The sequence below is a fragment of the Pseudomonas sp. GW458-11-26-14-LB4 genome, from assembly GCF_059423925.1.
Genome location: NZ_JBWKYU010000013.1, coordinates 136,128 through 153,487, shown reverse-complemented (window position 1 = coordinate 153,487; position 17,360 = coordinate 136,128). Strand labels below are relative to the sequence as shown.

Sequence of the window (17,360 nt, the reverse complement as noted above, 5' to 3'; positions counted from 1 at the left end):
GATTGGGCTCAGTGTAGGAGTAATTGATTTGGCGGGATGAGCGCCACCGAACGCGCTCGAAAAAAACCGGCAGGCGCACGTGGCACCTGCCGGGATTTTCAGCCGTGCATCTGGCCGAAACGGCCGGACTGGAAGTCGGCGAAAGCCTGATGGATTTCCTGCTCGGTGTTCATCACGAACGGGCCGTGGCCGACGATCGGCTCGTCGATCGGCTCGCCGCTAAGCAGCAGCACCACTGCGTCCTGGCTGGCTTCGAGGGTGATGCGATCGCCATCACGCTCGAACAGCGCCAACTGACCTTCACGCATCGACTCCCCACCGTTGATCTGTACCGAACCCTTTAACACCACCAGTGCGGTGTTGCGGCCTTCGTGCAGATCGAGCGAGAGCAACTTGCCGGTGTTCAGCCGCAGATCCCACACATCGATAGGCGTGAACGTGCGGGATGGGCCCTTGTGACCGTCGAACTCACCGGCGATCAGACGCAGGCTGCCGGCGCCATCCTTGAGCGCGATATTCGGAATCTCACTGTCCAGAATGGTCTGGTAACCCGGCGCAGCCATTTTGTCCTTGGCCGGCAGGTTGACCCACAGCTGCACCATTTCCAGATTGCCGCCAGTTCGAGCGAAGTTTTCCGAGTGGAATTCCTCATGCAGGATTCCGGAAGCCGCCGTCATCCATTGCACATCGCCCGGGCCGATGGTGCCGCCACTGCCAGTGGAGTCGCGGTGCTGCACTTCGCCTTCGTAAACGATGGTCACGGTTTCGAAGCCGCGGTGCGGATGCTGGCCCACGCCACGGCGTTCGGTGGTCGGGGTGAATTGCGCGGGGCCGGCGTGGTCCAGCAGCAGGAACGGGCTGACGTGCTTGCCCAGGTTGTCGTAGGAAAACAGGGTACGCACCGGAAACCCATCGCCGACCCAGTGGCCGCGAGGGCTGGTGTAGATACCGATAAGGTTTTTCATGGTGGACTCCGTCATCAGGTTGATCATGGAGCGATCATAAATTCGCCACGTATTTAGTACTAGTCAGCCAAAACCGTCCTCATCGTTCTATTGGTGGAACGATACCGATTGCGGTGATTCGTGACTTTCAGTCAACAGTACTTTGCCCCGACAGCGGTTTTTCCCAGGGAATCAGACGCGGATACTCCTGCCCATTCCCACTGCAACCCTGGAGTCCTGCATGTCTGTTCCCGCTTTCGGTCTTGGTACGTTTCGCCTGCAAGGTCAGGTGGTCATCGATTCGGTGAGCACTGCCCTTGAACTCGGTTACCGGGTCATCGACACCGCACAGATCTATGAAAACGAAGCTGACGTTGGCGAGGCCATCGCTGCCAGCGGCATCGCCCGCGAAGAACTGTTCATCACCAGCAAGATCTGGATCGCCAACTTCGCCAAAGACCGGCTGATCGAAAGCCTCAAGGAGAGCCTGCAAAAGCTGCAGACCGATTACCTCGACCTGACGCTGATCCACTGGCCGTCGCCGGAAGATCAGGTGCCGGTCGAAGAATTCATGGGCGCGCTGCTGGAAGCCAAACGCCTGGGCCTGACCCGACAGATCGGCGTGTCCAACTTCACCATCGACCTGATGAAACAGGCGATTGCTGCGGTCGGCGCGGAAAATATCGCTACCAATCAGATCGAATTGCACCCGTACCTGCAAAACCGCAAGGTCGTGGAATTCGCCCAGAGTCAGGGCATCCAGATCACGTCGTACATGACCCTGGCCTATGGCGAAGTGTTGAAGGATCCGCTGATCGTGCAGATCGCCGAGCGTCTGCAAGCCACCCCGGCGCAGGTCACCCTGGCGTGGGCGATGCAATCGGGTTACGCGGTGATTCCGTCGTCGACCAAGCGCGCCAACCTGCAAGGCAACCTCGGCGCCACGGCGCTGATCCTGAGCGACGCCGACATGGCGCGGATCGCCACACTGGATCGCGGCCATCGCCTGACCAGCCCCAATGGCATCGCGCCGCAGTGGGATTGACCGATCAGGCCTGAAGCTGCTGCGCGAGGTCGTGCATGGCCACGCGCAGCAATTCGATGGCGGTCGTCAATGCCGCTTCGGGCTCATCGTCACGGCAAGCCTGTTCGAGCACCCGACACGCCGAAACCACGCGTTCGGCACCGATCATGTGCGCCCCGCCCGTGACGTGATGCGCCAGATCACGCAAGACTTCGCGATCCCGACCTGATGCGTCCAGGCGCTTCAGGTCGATGCGCAGGCTGCTCAGCACCTCCTCACGCAATTGCCCGATCAGCGGGTTGTCCGCACCCGCCAGTTGCAACAGCGCACTCAGATCGAATTCGGCCACTGCCGGATCGTCTACGCTCTCGACTGGCGCTCCCCCGGATGCGGCGGCCATCAGCGCCTGGCTCAATTCACGCAGCAGCACCGGCTTGAACAGGCAATCGTCCATCCCGGCCGCCCGGCATCGCTGCTTCTCTTCCATCTGCGCATTGGCGGTAAATCCGAGGATCAGACAAGGCGCCCTGCCCGTCGCGGCCTCTTCCTGACGCACCGCTCGCGTCAGCTCGTAACCGTTGAGCCCCGGCATGTTGCAGTCGGTGATCAGTGCATCGAAGGCGTGCCCGCGCCAAAGCGCCAGCCCCTCCTCACCGCCACCGGCGTCAACGGCACGGTGCCCGAGTTCACTCAACTGCCGGCACAACAACAGGCGATTCACCGGATGGTCATCCACCACCAGCACGTTCAGCGAGTTAACCATCGTCGCCGCTGGCGCCGGTGCGGCCTCTTGCACAAGCGCCGCCAGCACCGGCAGTTCCATTCGCAGCATGACCTGAGTGCCCCTTCCCGGTTCGCTGGTCATCCACAAATCACCGCCCATCATCCGGCACAGGTTGCGGCTGATCACCAGCCCCAGACCAGAACCGCCATGCGCCACAGACTGATGATCGCCGACCTGCACAAACGGGCGGAACAACCGCTGCTGATCCTCGGCGCTGATCCCTCGGCCACTGTCTTCGATGATCACGCCCGCTTCAATCAGCCCGTCCTGTTCGCCGAACACGCGCAGGCGCAGGCTCACCTCGCCGTCCTCGGTGAACTTGATTGCATTGCTCAGCAGGTTCGACAGCACTTGTTTGAACCGCAGGGGATCGAGCATCACCACGACGTTGCTGCGCTCATCCATTTCTACATGCCACAACAATTGTTTCTGCCGGGCCAGGCCTTCGAAAATCCGACACACCGACGCCACCACTTCATGCAGATTGACGCGCTCGGGGGCCAGTGACAGATGCCCGGACTCGATGCGTGCGATGTCGAGAATATCGCCGATCAATGCCAGCAGTTGCTGCCCGGCGCTGGACGCCACCTCGATCGCCTGGCGATCGGTCACGCCTTCATCGGCACGCTTGAGGGCCAGTTCGAGCATGCCGATCAGGGCGTTCATCGGTGTGCGGATTTCATGGCTCATGGTCGCCAGAAACGTGCTCTTGGCGCGATTGGCTTCATCGGCTGCGTCCTTGGCCTCCTGCAATTGCCGTAGCCATTGCTGGCGCTGGCGGATCTGCCGACGCTGAAAGCCGATCCAGCCCAACGCCAACAGCAACAGCCCTGCCGCCACTGCAAACCCGCGCAGTATTTGCGTTTGATGACGCTGCCAATAGCTGTCTTGCAGCACCACGTTACGACTCCAACGCGCGACCAGTCCGTCGATTTCCTGGGGTGCGATGCTCAGCAGTGCCTTGTTCAGAATCGATTGCAGCTGCGGGGCCTCAAGCGACGTCGCCATGGCAACCCGCGCCGGCAAATCACCCAGCGTGGAGACAATCCGCAAACGATCGCGGTACTGGTGATCGATCTGGTAGCGCGCCACCAGCAACGAACTCAATGTCGCGTCAGCCTTGCCGTCGAGCAGCGCCTGCGTGCCGTCGGCCGGACTTGGCAACTCGATCAGGCGGATCTGCGGCACGTTCTCCAGCAGATAATCGTGCAACGGACTACGGCGATAAAGCGCCAGACGTTTACCCGCCATGTCGTCCAGACTGCGCGGCGCCTGCGCCTTCGAGTCGGTAATGAGCACAAAGGGGCTGTTCACGTACGACCGAGTGAACAGCATTGCAGTTTCGCGCTCGCGGCTCGGTGTCATCACCGGCAACAGGTCCAGCTCACCGCTTTTGAGCTGCTCGACCTGATGATCCAGAGTTTGACCGCGCACCACCTCGAAGGTCAGGCCGCTGCGCTGACTGATCAGGTTGAGCAATTGAGCGGCCAGACCACTGAAACGGCCATCGGCGTCAAAGTATGTCAGCGGGGCAAAATCATCGACAGCGCCGACCCGTATCACCGGATGCTGATCCAGCCATTGTTGCTCGCTGTCGCTCAGGCTCACCCGCGACTGCGCCGCCATGTCGGCGCGACCGGCGCTCCAGCGCAGCTCCATGGCCAGGCGCTGCTCCATGGGAATGGCCAGCAGGGCCTTGTCGACCAGACGTTTCAAACGCGGGTTGCTGCGGGCCAGGGCAAAGCCGAACGGGTTGGCATCAAGGCCCGAAGGCCCGGCCAGTTGCAAGTCGTTGTGAAAATGGGTGTTGATCAGGTAGCTGGCGCTGATGAAGTCGCCCAGGTACAGATCATCCCGGCCGAACGCGACAGCGCCGAGAGCATCGAGAATCGATCGATAACGCTGCAGGGAAGCTTGCGGGTAAGCCTCTTCGATGGTCGAGGCTGGCAGGTAGTCGTCCACCATGGCGATGCGCTTGCCAGCAAGATCGCCGGGCAACGGATTGTCGATCCGAGTGACCCACATCGGCTGATCTTCAGCGTAGGCACGGGACAGCATCAGGCGAGGATTAGCGTCTTCAAACTTGTTCGACGTGCCCAGAAGGTGCACTTTACCAGCCACGAGCGCAGCCATGGCGCTTGCGCGGTCGGGATAGCACCAGACTTCGACGCCGATGTTCAAAATCTGTGCAATCGCGTCGGCGTAATCGGCCGTAAGACCTTCCAGTTCATGGCGTTTGCGGGTCAACTCAAACGGCGGGTAATCCGGCCAGGAGGCGCCGATGCGCAATACCGGGTTGGCGCTCAGCCACTGTTTATCCTGCTCATCAAGGCGGACCTGCACGCCTTCCAGACGGGTGCGGGAGACTATTTCCAGCCTTTGCGCGCTAGTCGCCGCCTGCGCTGTGCCCGCAAGCAGCATCAGCAGCAGGACGCATCGCAAAAGGCTCATCATGGGGATCCTCTCAGAGCAAATGGTTGCGAATGGCAAACTCTCGCAGTACCACCGACGACTTGATCCCGAGCTTGAGCATCAAGCGGGTCTTGTAGGTGCTGATGGTTTTGTGACTTCGGTTCATATCCTCGGCAATCTGCTTGTTCGATATGCCTCGCGCCAGCTCTATCAGGATTTGCAACTCGCGATCGGACAGCGAAGCGATCAGCTTGCCTTCATCACTGTGCAACTCAGTCTGCCCTGCGGTGACGTTCGGCAAGTCCAGGAAATAGCTATAGCCCGCGCGGACAGCCTTGATCGCACTCTGCAACTGCTGCAATTCGGCGGATTTGGTGACGAAGGCCATCGCACCGGCTCGCCGGCAACGCATCAGAAATTGATCGGGATTGGCAGTGGAAAAAACCACGACTTTACAGGACAGTCCGACTTTCTTTAGGTGCTCCAGCGTTTCCAGGCCACCCGGGCCTGGTAAGTTCAGATCGAGCACCATGAGATCCGGCTCGTATAAACGGACCAACGACACCACCTCACTACTGTCCGAGGTGACATAAACCGGCTTGTAGCCGAGCGACTCCAGAACCAGGCGAACGGCACTGACCACAACGGGATGATCATCGACGATCAATGCTGAACCCATGAACACTCCCGGGGCGAATACATGACATGACGCCACCGATCTTGCATGAACGGGACTATTGGTAGCTGCGCCACAACTGTTACACGCTGTGCACGTTGCTTCACCTGTCAGATCTGACAGTTGTGCGCCAGACCGATCTGTGATCGAACACGCGAAGAGCGCCCAAGCGATGCCTCGACTGAGGTCATCAACTGCTCGATGGCTCGGATGGATGGCAACGGCGCAGGACTGGTGATGATCTTTGCCCCGAATTGCCGGGGAACACCTGAAGAATCCGCCGGCTCACCATAGACCAGCGCCCGCCGGATTTGCGGATGGTCAAACAGGAAACCGCGAAGATCCGCGATCCCGACCGCCAGTTCGGCGTTGATCACCAGGACATCGAACGGCTGACAGCCGTAGTCGACCAGCGTCAGCAGTTCGGCAAGGTTTTGCACCGGTGCAATACGGTAGTAATCGAGGCCGTTGAACATTCGTTCGATCTTCATCCGGTGAAAATGCTGCGGGTCGGCGATCAGGATGCGCAGGGTCTTGTCGGTCAACGTGGAAGTCCGGGAAGTTGCTTCAAGTGGCGGCAAGACTACCCAAGCGCCGAGGCGCACTCTGTAGGACTTTTCCGAAAAACACCGTCATTCATCCGCATTGAACGCTTTATTCCGTAGTGCTCGGACTCCAGAAAGCCTGCACCACCAGGCTTGAAGTGGAAATCCGCTTCACCAGTGCATCCAGCTCATCGCCGTCCACCGAAGTGGTCGCCAGCGTCGCTTCGATCTCGATTTCATCGGCCCCGAAGGCGTGCACATCGACGTCACTGGCCGGGTAGTTGCTGCGTTCGAGCTCGGCTTCAAGCAAGGCGAACACGGCCGTTTGCTGCGAACGCCGGGCGATGACGTAGACGATGTTGGTGACTTCCGCCGAGACCACATCGAGCGGCTGACGGTTGATGTTGTTGACGATCGGCCGCAGCAAGGTATTCGCGGCGAGCACGAACAAGGTGCCCAGCACCGCTTCGGCCAGCAGGTCGGCACCGGCGCAGGCGCCGACGGCCGCCGAGGTCCAGAGCGTGGCGGCGGTGTTGAGCCCGCGCACGTTGCCTTCTTCGCGCATGATCACCCCGGCGCCGAGAAAACCGATGCCGGAAACCACATACGCGACCACCCGTACCGCCCCTTCGGCACCGGCGAGACGGTTGGCCATGTCGACGAAAATCGCCGCGCCGACCGCCACCAGCACATTGGTGCGCAAGCCCGCCGTGCGTTGCCGGTATTGGCGTTCGAAGCCGATCAGGCCGCCGAGGATGAACGCTGCGCTGAGGCTGACCAAAGTGTCGAGCAATGAGGTGAGGTTGAGATTGTTGATCGCTTGCATGTCGAACTCCTTGAAACCGCCCCCCTTGCTCCCACAAGGGGGGAATCTTGCCTGTTACTGCCAGCCGAAGCGGCGGATGTAGAAGCCTTTGACGGCTTGAGTCAGCGCCATGTACGCCAGCAGGATCACCGGCAGGAACACGAAGTACATCGACGGCAGCGCCTGCAATTTGAAGTAGTGCGCCAGCGGCCCCATCGGCAGGAAGATGCCCACGGCCATGATGATTCCGGTCATCACCAGCAACGGCATGGCCGCGCGGCTTTGCAGGAACGGAATCTTCGGCGTGCGGATCATGTGCACGATCAGCGTCTGGGTCAGCAGCCCCACCACGAACCAGCCGGACTGGAACAGGGTCTGGTGATCCGGGGTGTTGGCATCGAACACGTACCACATCAAGGCGAACGTTGTGATGTCGAAGATCGAACTGATCGGGCCGAAGAACAGCATGAAGCGCCCGACGTCCCCCGGCTGCCAGCGTTGCGGCTGTTTCAGCATCTCGTCGTCGACGTTGTCGAACGGGATCGCAATCTGCGAAATGTCATACAGCAGGTTCTGCACCAGCAGGTGCATCGGCAGCATAGGCAGGAACGGAATGAACGCGCTGGCCACCAGCACCGAGAACACGTTGCCGAAGTTCGAGCTGGCGGTCATCTTGATGTACTTGAGCATGTTGGCGAAGGTCCGGCGCCCTTCCAGCACGCCCTCCTCCAGCACCATCAGGCTCTTCTCCAGCAGGATGATGTCGGCCGCTTCCTTGGCGATATCCACTGCGCTGTCCACGGAAATTCCGATGTCTGCGGTGCGCAGCGCCGGGGCGTCGTTGATGCCGTCGCCCATGAACCCGACCACGTGGCCGTTGCCCTTGAGGATGCGCACGATGCGCTCCTTGTGCGATGGCGTCAGCTTGGCGAACACGTTGGTGGTTTCCACCGCCACGGCGAGTTCAGCATCGCTCATGCGTTCGATGTCGTTGCCCATCAGCAGGCCTTGCTGGGCCAGGCCGACTTCGCGGCAGATCTTGGCGGTCACCAGCTCGTTGTCGCCGGTCAGCACTTTCACCGCCACGCCGTGTTCGGCCAGGGCCTTGAGTGCCGGGGCGGTGCTTTCCTTCGGTGGATCGAGAAACGCCACGTAACCGATCAGCGTCAGTTCCTGCTCGTCGCCCAGGCTGTAAGTGTCACGCCCCTCCGGCATCGACCGTGCTGCCACTGCTACCACGCGCAAGCCTTCAGCGTTGAATGCTGCGGTGACCTGACGGATTTTCGCCAGCAATTCATCGCTCAAGGCTTCGTCGACTTCACCGTGACGAACCCGGCTGCACACCGACAGAATCTCCTCCACCGCGCCTTTGCAGATCAGTTGATGCGGCTGACCGCGTCCCTCGACGACCACCGACATGCGCCGGCGGTTGAAGTCGAACGGGATCTCGTCGACCTTGCGAAACGCCGTGCCGACCTTCAGCTCACGGTGGATTTCCACGTGTTCCAGCACCGCCACGTCGAGCAGGTTTTTCAGGCCGGTCTGGTAGTAGCTGTTGAGGTAAGCCATTTCCAGCACGTCATCGGAGTCTTCGCCCCAGACGTCGACATTGCGCGCCAGAAAGATCTTGTCCTGGGTCAGGGTGCCGGTCTTGTCGGTGCACAGCACGTCCATGGCGCCGAAGTTCTGGATCGCATCAAGACGTTTGACGATGACTTTCTTGCGCGACAGGAACACCGCGCCTTTGGCCAGCGTCGAGGTGACGATCATCGGCAGCATTTCCGGGGTCAGGCCCACGGCAATCGACAGCGCGAACAGCAGCGCTTCGGTCCAGTCGCCCTTGGTGAAACCGTTGATGAACAACACCAGCGGCGCCATGACAAACATGAAACGGATCAATAGCCAGCTGACTTTGTTCACGCCTTGCTGGAACGAAGTCACCGCACGATCCGTCGCCCCGACCCGCTGTGCCAGTGCACCGAAATAGGTGCTGTTGCCGGTGGTGAGAATCACCGCCACCGCCGTCCCTGACACCACGTTGGTGCCCATGAACAGGATGTTGTCGAGTTCCAGCGGATTGCGCGTGTCGCGATCGGCCTGACGCGGGAATTTTTCCACCGGCATCGATTCACCCGTCATCGCCGCCTGGCTGACGAACAGGTCCTTGGCGCTGAGCACCCGGCAATCGGCAGGAATCATGTCGCCGGCCGAGAGCACGATCAAATCGCCGGGCACCAGTTGCTTGATCGGCAACTCAGCACGCGGCGCATCCCGGCGCAGCACGGTGGCGGTGTTGCTGACCATCGCTTTGAGCGCGTCGGCGGCCTGGTTGGATTTGCTTTCCTGCCAGAAGCGCAGCAGCGTCGACAGCACAACCATCGAGAAAATCACGATGGCGGCCTTGAGGTCTTCGGTCAGCCACGAGATCACCGCCAACAGGGTCAGCAGCAGGTTGAACGGGTTTTTGTAGCAGTGCCACAGATGGGTCCACCATGGCAGCGGTTGCTCGTGTTCGACTTCGTTGAGGCCATGCTGCGCGCGCAGCACATCGACTTCGAAATCGGTCAGACCGTCGGTGTGGGTGCCGAGGTTCGACAGCAGCACGCCGCTGTCGCAATGGGCGGCGTCCACCAGTGTATTGGCGAGAGTCGGCGGCACTTCACGGCTGACCGTGGTGTCGTTGAGGGTTTCCAGCAAGGCCAGGCGACGGAAATGCCGGGCGATGTGGCGGGTCCGCAGGAAGCCTGCGAAAAATTCCTTGAGCGTAAGTTTCATGGCTGTTGCCCCTATGGTCAGCCGGGAAACCGTCGAGCAGGTACGTCCTCGTCTCGGGCACCGAAAACCGGCACGGCAAGGCGTGGCGCGCCGGTCAGAAAAGACAGGCGTGTCGATAGGGCTGCAAATGACGACGATAAAGTCGACTTCACAGGCTTTTCAGTGTCGATGAGAAGGACGTCGGGACATGACCGGGACCGGTCATGATCGGGATGCCGCTGCTCGCTGTTCGGCGAGACAACGGCACAAAGGAATGCGCGTTATCTTGCCGAGAATCCGCCGGTTACAAGGACCGGCCGACAACTGTCACTCGAACAAGTACCCACTGTGGGTCTCCGCTATTGATGAAAACGCGCGAAGCTTACGCCCCGATGTCTGGAGAGTAAACCCGCAAAAGGAAGTGTGTCGGGGAATGTGGCGGGTGTTCAGGAAGGGTTCAGGATTGCCCCCGAGATCGCCGAGATCGTTCCCACGCTCTGCGTGGGAATGCAGCCGGGGACGCTCTGCGCCCCATTGGAACGCGGAGCGTCCCTTGAGGCATTCCCACGCAGAGCGTGGGAACGATCAGTGTGGAGGCTGAAAGGATACTTAGCTGGCAGTCGCCAACAACAGATCCATCACCGAACGGCTGTGCCCGCGGTTCTTGCCATGCTCATACAGCGAGCCGGCAATCTCGTCCGCGCGGATCGGCAGGATCGACAGCAGCGTATCGCTCAGACCGTGGCTGGCCTGGCAGAAGCCCTGCATGTACAGACCGGCCTTGCAGCGCTCGTCGGTGATCAGCCGGTAATTGCGGTCGACCTCGAAATCGCCCAGGTATTCCTCCAGCGGCGCCAGCAGTTTGCGATGCATCTGACGCTCGTAACCGGTGGCCAGAACGACCGCGTCGTAGGCACGCACGGTGACTTCGCCGGTGGCGTTGTTGCGCACGGTCAGTTCGATACCGCGCTCGGTGGCGGTGGCTTTCTCGACCGTGGTCAGGGTGCGGAACGCATGGCGCGCAACACCGGAAACCTTCTGGCGATAGAAGATGCCGTAGATGCGCTCGATCAGGTCGATGTCGACCACCGAATAGTTGGTGTTGTGGTACTCGTTGACCAGACGCTCACGCTCGCTGCTCTTCTGCTGGAAGATCAGGTCGGTGAATTCCGGCGAGAACACTTCGTTGACGAACGGGCTGTCGTCCGCCGGTTTCAGGGCCGAGCCGCGCAGGATCATGTCGACCTGTACCGACGGGAACGAATCGTTCAAGTCGATGAAGGCTTCCGCCGCGCTCTGGCCGCCACCGATGATCGCGATGCTCATCGGCTGGTTGTTGTTGCACGGCTGCTTGGCCATCTCGGCCAGGTATTGCGAGTGATGGAACACCCGACCGTCGCCCTTCAGTGCCTTGAACGCCTCGGGAATGCGCGGCGTACCACCGGCGCTGACCACCACCGAACGCGCGGTGCGCACGAATTGCTGGCCTTCGGTATCACGGGAAATCACCCGCAGCGCTTCGACCTGATGGTTGTGCAGCACCGGCTCGATGGTCAGCACTTCTTCGCCGTAGCGGCTCTGCTCGGTGAACTGCGCGGCGACCCAGCGCAGGTAGTCGTTGTACTCCATGCGGCACGGGTAGAAGGTGCCGAGGTTGATGAAGTCAACCAGGCGACCGTGGTGCTTGAGGTAGTTGACGAACGAGTACGGGCTGGTCGGATTGCGCAGGGTCACCAGATCCTTGAGGAAGGAAATCTGCAACTCGCTCTGGGTCGACAGGGTGTTGCCGTGCCAGCTGTAGTTAGGTTGTTTGTCGAGAAACAGAACATCCAGTTCCCCCTGGGTCGGGCCGCGCTCCTGCAGAGCGATGGCCAGCGCCAGGTTCGAAGGGCCGAAACCGACGCCGATCAGGTCGTGAACGATGGGCGATGCAATTGCCTGTGTCATTTCCAGTGTCCTCTGGACGAAAAGCCTGAGTGACCTGACCGGCCTTGAGCAGGACAGCAGATCGTCTGTTGAGTAGGAACGAGGACAGTGAAATAAAATTTAACGACGACGGCTCAATGGGCGTCCCATTGTTTGATGCGCAGGCGGCAATGCTTCATGGCGTTGACGATGTGCTTTTCCACCAGAGCCTTGGAAATCCCTAGGTGTTCGGCAATCTCGGGGTGCGACAGACCTTCGATCTTGCGCAGCAGAAAACTTTCGCGGCACAGCGGCGAAAGTTCTGCCAGGGCACGCTGAAGCATCTCCAGGCGCTGACTGTGGTCGAAGGTACTGTGAGGGGACGGAGTGAAATAGCGTTCTTCGCTGTCGAGCACATCCAGTGATTCAACCTGACGCAGGGCATTGCGCCGATGGTCGTCGATTACCAGATTGAGCGCGGTGCGGTAGAGGAAAGCCCGGGGTTGCTCGATCGGCGTGTCGCTGGAGCGCTCCAGCACCCGCACATAAGCGTCATGCACCACATCTTCGGCGACCTGGCGGTTGCCGAGCTTGGCGTTCAGGAAACACACCAATTCGCGATAGTAGTTTTCCAACATGACTCCCGGCCGCGTGGGGTGCGGTTTCTGTCCTTGAGCCCGATCCTGACCGCCCAGTGGGCAGTAGCAAGATAGTGGCAACTTGAGGGGCGTAATTTATAGTAATTCTCATATAGATTTAAAGTAGTGATTCTCTTCACCAGACAAATAGTCCTGCCGGGCAACCTGTAACTTCGTGTGTGAGCACTTAAATTCCCTTGCGCATTCATCGTTTACAGGACAGCTCCCCGTGTCTGTCGTGCCTTGCGACAGCGTTCAGCGACCCACCGAACCTGTTCACCTGCTGAACGACGGGCCGAATTCCACTGGCCGGAACCCTGCATGAAACGTCCCCGCCCCGCCCGACGCGCCCTGTTCGTTGCCCTTTGCCTGATCCCTGTCATCGCTGTTGCTGCATGGCAGGTGTTGCCGCCGGGCCGCGAGACCCTCGCCACCGTTCAAGTGACACGCGGCGATATCGAAAACAGCGTGACTGCACTCGGCACCCTGCAACCGAGGCGCTATGTGGATGTCGGTGCCCAGGCGTCCGGGCAGATCCAGAAAATTCATGTCGAGGCCGGCGATGTGGTCAAGGAAGGCCAGTTGCTGGTGGAAATCGACCCGTCCACGCAAAAGGCCAAGCTCGACGCAGGCCGGTTCTCCATCGAGAACCTCAAGGCGCAGTTGCAGGAGCAACGCGCCCAGCATGAGCTGGCGCAGCAAAAGTACCAGCGCCAGCAAAAACTCGCCGCCGGCGGCGCCACCCGCGAGGAAGACGTCCAGACCGCCCGGGCCGAAGTGCGCGCCACGCAGGCGCGCATTGACATGTTCCAGGCGCAGATCCGCCAGGCGCAAGCCAGTCTGCGCAGCGACGAAGCCGAGCTCGGCTACACGCGCATCTATGCGCCGATGTCCGGCACGGTGGTGGCGGTAGGCGCCCGGGAAGGCCAGACACTCAACGCGCAACAGCAGACCCCGCTGATTCTGCGGATCGCGCGGCTCTCTCCGATGACCGTGTGGGCCGAGGTCTCCGAGGCCGACATCGGTCACGTCAAACCGGGCATGACCGCTTACTTCACCACCCTCAGCGGCGGCAGCCGTCGCTGGAGCAGTACCGTACGGCAGATTCTGCCGGTGCCGCCGCGCCCGCTCGAACAGAGTCAGGGCGCCAGCCCCACCAGCGGTCGCAGTGGCAGCGAACGAGTGGTGCTTTACACGGTATTGCTGGATGTCGATAACGCCGATAACACCCTGATGACCGACATGACCGCCCAGGTGTTCTTTGTTTCGCAGCAGGCACAGAACACCCTGACCGTGCCCACCGCCGCCCTGCAACGCAGCGCTCGCGCGGACTGGCAACTGGCGCAGGTGGTCGCCGCCAATGGCGACGTCCAGTCCCGGGAAGTGCGCACCGGCATCCGCGACCGCTTGCGCACGCAGATCCTTGAAGGACTTGTCGAAGGCGATCATGTCCTGAGCAGCCCGGCCACTGGCAACGGAGGCTGAATGCAAACGCCCTTGATTGACCTGCGGCAGATCCGCAAAGCCTACGGCGGCGGCGACAGTCCGCGGGTGGAAGTGCTGCGCGGCATAGATCTGTCGATTCATGCCGGCGAATTCGTGGCGATCGTCGGCGCGTCTGGTTCCGGCAAATCGACACTGATGAACATCCTCGGCTGCCTCGACCGACCGACCAGCGGCGAATACCTGTTTGCCGGTGAAGAGGTCGCGCGGCTGGACACCGACGCTCTGGCCTGGCTGCGACGCGAGGCGTTCGGCTTCGTGTTTCAGGGCTATCACCTGATTCCGTCAGGTTCGGCCCAGGAAAACGTCGAAATGCCGGCCATCTACGCAGGCACACCGGCCGCCGAACGCCACGCCCGAGCCCACGCGTTGCTGACTCGCCTGGGTCTTGCCGGGCGCACCGCCAACCGCCCGCACCAACTCTCCGGCGGACAGCAGCAGCGGGTATCGATTGCCCGTGCGCTGATGAATGGCGGTCATATCATTCTCGCCGACGAACCCACCGGTGCACTCGACAGCCAAAGCGGCGCCGAAGTCATGACCCTGCTCGATGAACTGGCGGATCAGGGCCATGTGGTGATTCTCATCACCCACGACCGCGAAGTTGCGCAACGCGCCAAGCGCATCATTGAGATCCGCGACGGCCTGATCATCAGCGACACCGCCGATCCGTCATCGCCCCCCTCGCCCGCCGTCGGTTCCGGCGCATTGCAGGCCGTGGATCTGCGCGAGCGTCTGAACACCGGCAGCACCCAGACCGGCGCCTGGAAAGGCGAATTGGTGGACGCCGTGCAAGCGGCGTGGCGAGTGATGTGGGTCAACCGATTCCGCACCGCGCTGACCCTGCTGGGCATCGTCATCGGCGTCGCGTCCGTGGTGGTGATGCTGGCGGTGGGCGAAGGCAGCAAGCGCCAGGTGATGGCGCAAATGGGCGCCTTCGGCTCCAACATCATTTACCTCAGCGGCGCCGCCCCAAACCCGCGCACGCCACCGGGCATCATCACCCTCGATGACGTTGCCGAACTGGCCGCCCTGCCCCAGGTGGAGCGCATCATGCCGGTCAACGGCTCGACCGCCGGCGTGCGCTTCGGCAATGCCGACCACACCAGTTACGTGGGCGGCAATGACACCAATTTCCCGACCATTTTCAATTGGCCGGTGGTCCAGGGCAGCTACTTCACGCAAGCCGACGAAGACAGCGCCGCTGCCGTGGCGGTAATCGGCACCAAGGTTCGCGACAAGCTGCTCAAGGATGTCGCCGATCCCGTCGGTCAATACATCCTGATCGAAAACGTACCGTTCCAGGTGCTCGGAGTCCTTGCGGAAAAAGGCTCCAGCTCTGGCGACTCGGACAGTGACAACCGGATCGCCGTGCCCTACTCCGCCGCCAGCATGCGCCTGTTCGGCAGCCGCAATCCCGAGTATGTGGTCATCGCTGCGCGCGATGCCCGCAAGGTCAAGGAGGCTGAGCAGGCCATCAAGCAATCGATGCTGCGCCGGCACAACGGCAAAAAGGATTTCGAGCTGACCAACAACGCCGCCATGATTCAGGCCGAGGCGCGAACCCAGGGCACGCTGTCGCTGATGCTCGGCGCGATTGCCGCCATTTCCCTGCTGGTGGGCGGTATCGGCGTGATGAACATCATGCTCATGACCGTGCGCGAGCGTACCCGGGAAATCGGCATCCGCATGGCCACCGGCGCCCGTCAGCGCGACATCCTGCGCCAGTTCCTGACCGAGGCAGTGATGCTCTCGGTGGTCGGCGGCGTTGCCGGGATCAGCCTGGCGATGCTGGTCGGCGGTGTGCTGCAACTCAGCGGCGTCGCCATGGCGTTCCAGTGGATTGCAGTGTTCGGCGCCTTCGGTTGCGCGCTGGCCACCGGTGTCATCTTCGGCTTCATGCCTGCCCGCAAGGCCGCCCGGCTCGATCCGGTCAAGGCCCTCACCAGTGAATGATCGACCTATGAAAGCCCCCCTGACACTTCTCGCCGCCAGTGTTTTGCTGGCGGCCTGCGGCAGCCCCGCGCCACGCCCCAACAGCGGCCTGCAACCACCGCCCGCCTGGCAATCGCCCGAACATCCCGGCGCCAGCCAAAGCGATCGACAATGGTGGACTCATTTCGGCAGCACGGAACTCGATCATCTGATCGAACAGGCCCGACTGGGCAGCCATGACCTGGCCGCCGCCGTCGCCCGAGTGAGGCAGGCGCAGGCCAGCGCGACAATCGCCGGTGCGCCGCTGCTGCCCGAGGTCAAGGCCGGGCTGAATGCCAATCGCCAGAAACTCCTGCACGGCAAAGGCTACAGCCAGCTCGACGTGAACCCCGACAACCGCTCGCTGGATTACTACGACGCCGAGTTGAGCGCCAGTTACGAAATCGATTTCTGGGGCGGCAAACGCGCCGCCCGGGACAGCGCGGTGTTCGGCGTGCAGGCCAGCGAGTTCGATCGCTCGACGGTGGAACTGACCCTGCAAAGTGCCGTCGCCAATAGCTACACACAGGCCTTGGCGCTGCGCGAACAGGCGCGGATCGCCGAACTCAATCTGACCAATGCGCAAAGCGTTCTGCATCTGGTGCAGACCCGCTACGACGCTGGCAGCGCCACCGCGCTGGAACTGGCTCAGCAGAAAAGCCTGGTCGCCGAACAACAGCGCAAACTGCCGTTGGTGCAACAACAGGCCCGCGAGGCACTGATCACCCTGGCCGCGCTGCTCGGCCAACCGGTGCAGGAGTTGCCGACACCCCGACAGGCTTTCGCCCAACTGCAATGGCCGGACATCGCCAGCGGTGTGCCCAGCGATCTGCTGCAACGGCGCCCGGACATCGCCAGCGCCGAAGCCAGACTGGCCGCCGCCCAGGCCGATGTGACCGTCGCCCGCGCCGCCATGCTGCCCAAGGTCACGCTGACCGCCAGCCTCGGCACCGGCGCGGACCTCGCATCGAATCTGCTGCGCACGACCTTCTACAACCTGTCGTCAGGTCTGGTGGCACCGATCTTCAACAATGGCCGCCTGCGTGCCGAGCGCGACAAGGCCACGGCGCGCCAGGAAGAATTGCTGGAGACCTATCGCGGCGCAATCATCAATGGTTTCGCGGACGTGGAAAAAGCCCTGACGAGCATTCGCGGCCTCGATGAACAGCGTCAATGGCAAGGCGAGGAACTGCGCCAGGCACAGACCGCGTTCGATATCGCCCAGAGCCGCTATCAGGCCGGCGCCGAGGATCTGCTGACGGTGTTGCAGACTCAACGCACGCTGTATGCCGCCCAGGACATGAACGTGCAGCTGCGGCTGTCACGCCTGCAGGCCAGCATCGCGCTGTACAAGGCGCTGGGCGGGGGTTGGCAAGTCATCTGAACAGCGCTTTGT

12 protein-coding genes are annotated in these 17,360 nt (G+C 61.5%); 4 read left to right on the top strand and 8 right to left on the bottom strand.

Annotated elements, in window-relative coordinates:
- Positions 1 to 98 precede the first annotated feature (98 nt).
- Complete coding sequence (locus AC07XZ_RS18490; RefSeq protein ID WP_085747924.1) at positions 99 to 965, bottom strand: pirin family protein; 867 nt, start codon at positions 963 to 965, stop codon at positions 99 to 101.
- Positions 966 to 1,185: 220 nt separating this feature from the next.
- On the opposite strand from AC07XZ_RS18490, the gene dkgB reads away from it, so the two are divergent.
- Positions 1,186 to 1,989: a 2,5-didehydrogluconate reductase DkgB gene (dkgB, locus tag AC07XZ_RS18485; protein ID WP_102686990.1), complete on the top strand. Its 804-nt coding sequence runs from the start codon at positions 1,186 to 1,188 to the stop codon at positions 1,987 to 1,989.
- A 4-nt stretch (positions 1,990 to 1,993) separates the two neighbouring features.
- Here the strand turns inward: dkgB and AC07XZ_RS18480 are convergent, their stop codons facing one another.
- The 7 genes from AC07XZ_RS18480 to AC07XZ_RS18450 form a co-directional block, all read right to left on the bottom strand.
- On the bottom strand, positions 1,994 to 5,206 hold the full coding sequence (locus AC07XZ_RS18480; protein ID WP_102686989.1) for an ATP-binding protein: 3,213 nt from the start codon (positions 5,204 to 5,206) through the stop codon (positions 1,994 to 1,996).
- A 10-nt stretch (positions 5,207 to 5,216) separates the two neighbouring features.
- Positions 5,217 to 5,843: a response regulator transcription factor gene (locus AC07XZ_RS18475; protein ID WP_085747851.1), complete on the bottom strand. Its 627-nt coding sequence runs from the start codon at positions 5,841 to 5,843 to the stop codon at positions 5,217 to 5,219.
- 107 nt (positions 5,844 to 5,950) lie between these two features.
- Positions 5,951 to 6,385, bottom strand: coding sequence for a chemotaxis protein CheY (locus AC07XZ_RS18470; protein WP_102686988.1), 435 nt, complete (start codon positions 6,383 to 6,385; stop codon positions 5,951 to 5,953).
- Between the two features lie 109 nt (positions 6,386 to 6,494).
- On the bottom strand, positions 6,495 to 7,211 hold the full coding sequence (locus AC07XZ_RS18465) for an MgtC/SapB family protein (RefSeq protein WP_085607898.1): 717 nt from the start codon (positions 7,209 to 7,211) through the stop codon (positions 6,495 to 6,497).
- 54 nt (positions 7,212 to 7,265) lie between these two features.
- Complete coding sequence (gene mgtA, locus AC07XZ_RS18460; RefSeq protein WP_102686987.1) at positions 7,266 to 9,965, bottom strand: magnesium-translocating P-type ATPase; 2,700 nt, start codon at positions 9,963 to 9,965, stop codon at positions 7,266 to 7,268.
- Positions 9,966 to 10,553: 588 nt separating this feature from the next.
- Complete coding sequence (locus tag AC07XZ_RS18455) at positions 10,554 to 11,891, bottom strand: lysine N(6)-hydroxylase/L-ornithine N(5)-oxygenase family protein (protein ID WP_085747854.1); 1,338 nt, start codon at positions 11,889 to 11,891, stop codon at positions 10,554 to 10,556.
- 113 nt (positions 11,892 to 12,004) lie between these two features.
- On the bottom strand, positions 12,005 to 12,487 hold the full coding sequence (locus AC07XZ_RS18450; protein ID WP_085747855.1) for a sigma-70 family RNA polymerase sigma factor: 483 nt from the start codon (positions 12,485 to 12,487) through the stop codon (positions 12,005 to 12,007).
- A 321-nt stretch (positions 12,488 to 12,808) separates the two neighbouring features.
- Here AC07XZ_RS18450 and AC07XZ_RS18445 point away from each other — a divergent pair, with 321 nt between their 5' ends.
- From AC07XZ_RS18445 to AC07XZ_RS18435, 3 genes are read left to right on the top strand one after another with little or no spacing between them, the layout of a single operon-like run.
- Positions 12,809 to 13,972 carry an efflux RND transporter periplasmic adaptor subunit gene (locus AC07XZ_RS18445; protein WP_102686986.1) on the top strand — a complete coding sequence of 388 codons (1,164 nt, stop codon included), beginning with the start codon at positions 12,809 to 12,811 and terminating at the stop codon, positions 13,970 to 13,972.
- Entirely contained in the window at positions 13,973 to 15,946 is a 1,974-nt protein-coding gene (locus tag AC07XZ_RS18440; protein WP_102686985.1) for a MacB family efflux pump subunit, read from the top strand.
- A gap of 7 nt (positions 15,947 to 15,953) precedes the next feature.
- Positions 15,954 to 17,348, top strand: a complete 1,395-nt coding sequence (locus AC07XZ_RS18435; protein ID WP_102686984.1) for an efflux transporter outer membrane subunit — start codon at positions 15,954 to 15,956, stop codon at positions 17,346 to 17,348.
- Positions 17,349 to 17,360: the final 12 nt, after the last annotated feature.

Bases quoted from the DNA above. Each gene is read 5' to 3' on its own strand.
- AC07XZ_RS18490 (WP_085747924.1), bottom strand. From the start codon at position 965: ATGAAAAACCTTATCGGTATCTACACCAGCCCTCGCGGCCACTGGGTC.
- dkgB (WP_102686990.1), top strand. From the start codon at position 1,186: ATGTCTGTTCCCGCTTTCGGTCTTGGTACGTTTCGCCTGCAAGGTCAG.
- AC07XZ_RS18480 (WP_102686989.1), bottom strand. From the start codon at position 5,206: ATGATGAGCCTTTTGCGATGCGTCCTGCTGCTGATGCTGCTTGCGGGC.
- AC07XZ_RS18475 (WP_085747851.1), bottom strand. From the start codon at position 5,843: ATGGGTTCAGCATTGATCGTCGATGATCATCCCGTTGTGGTCAGTGCC.
- AC07XZ_RS18465 (WP_085607898.1), bottom strand. From the start codon at position 7,211: ATGCAAGCGATCAACAATCTCAACCTCACCTCATTGCTCGACACTTTG.
- mgtA (WP_102686987.1), bottom strand. From the start codon at position 9,965: ATGAAACTTACGCTCAAGGAATTTTTCGCAGGCTTCCTGCGGACCCGC.
- AC07XZ_RS18455 (WP_085747854.1), bottom strand. From the start codon at position 11,891: ATGACACAGGCAATTGCATCGCCCATCGTTCACGACCTGATCGGCGTC.
- AC07XZ_RS18450 (WP_085747855.1), bottom strand. From the start codon at position 12,487: ATGTTGGAAAACTACTATCGCGAATTGGTGTGTTTCCTGAACGCCAAG.
- AC07XZ_RS18445 (WP_102686986.1), top strand. From the start codon at position 12,809: ATGAAACGTCCCCGCCCCGCCCGACGCGCCCTGTTCGTTGCCCTTTGC.
- AC07XZ_RS18440 (WP_102686985.1), top strand. From the start codon at position 13,973: ATGCAAACGCCCTTGATTGACCTGCGGCAGATCCGCAAAGCCTACGGC.
- AC07XZ_RS18435 (WP_102686984.1), top strand. From the start codon at position 15,954: ATGAAAGCCCCCCTGACACTTCTCGCCGCCAGTGTTTTGCTGGCGGCC.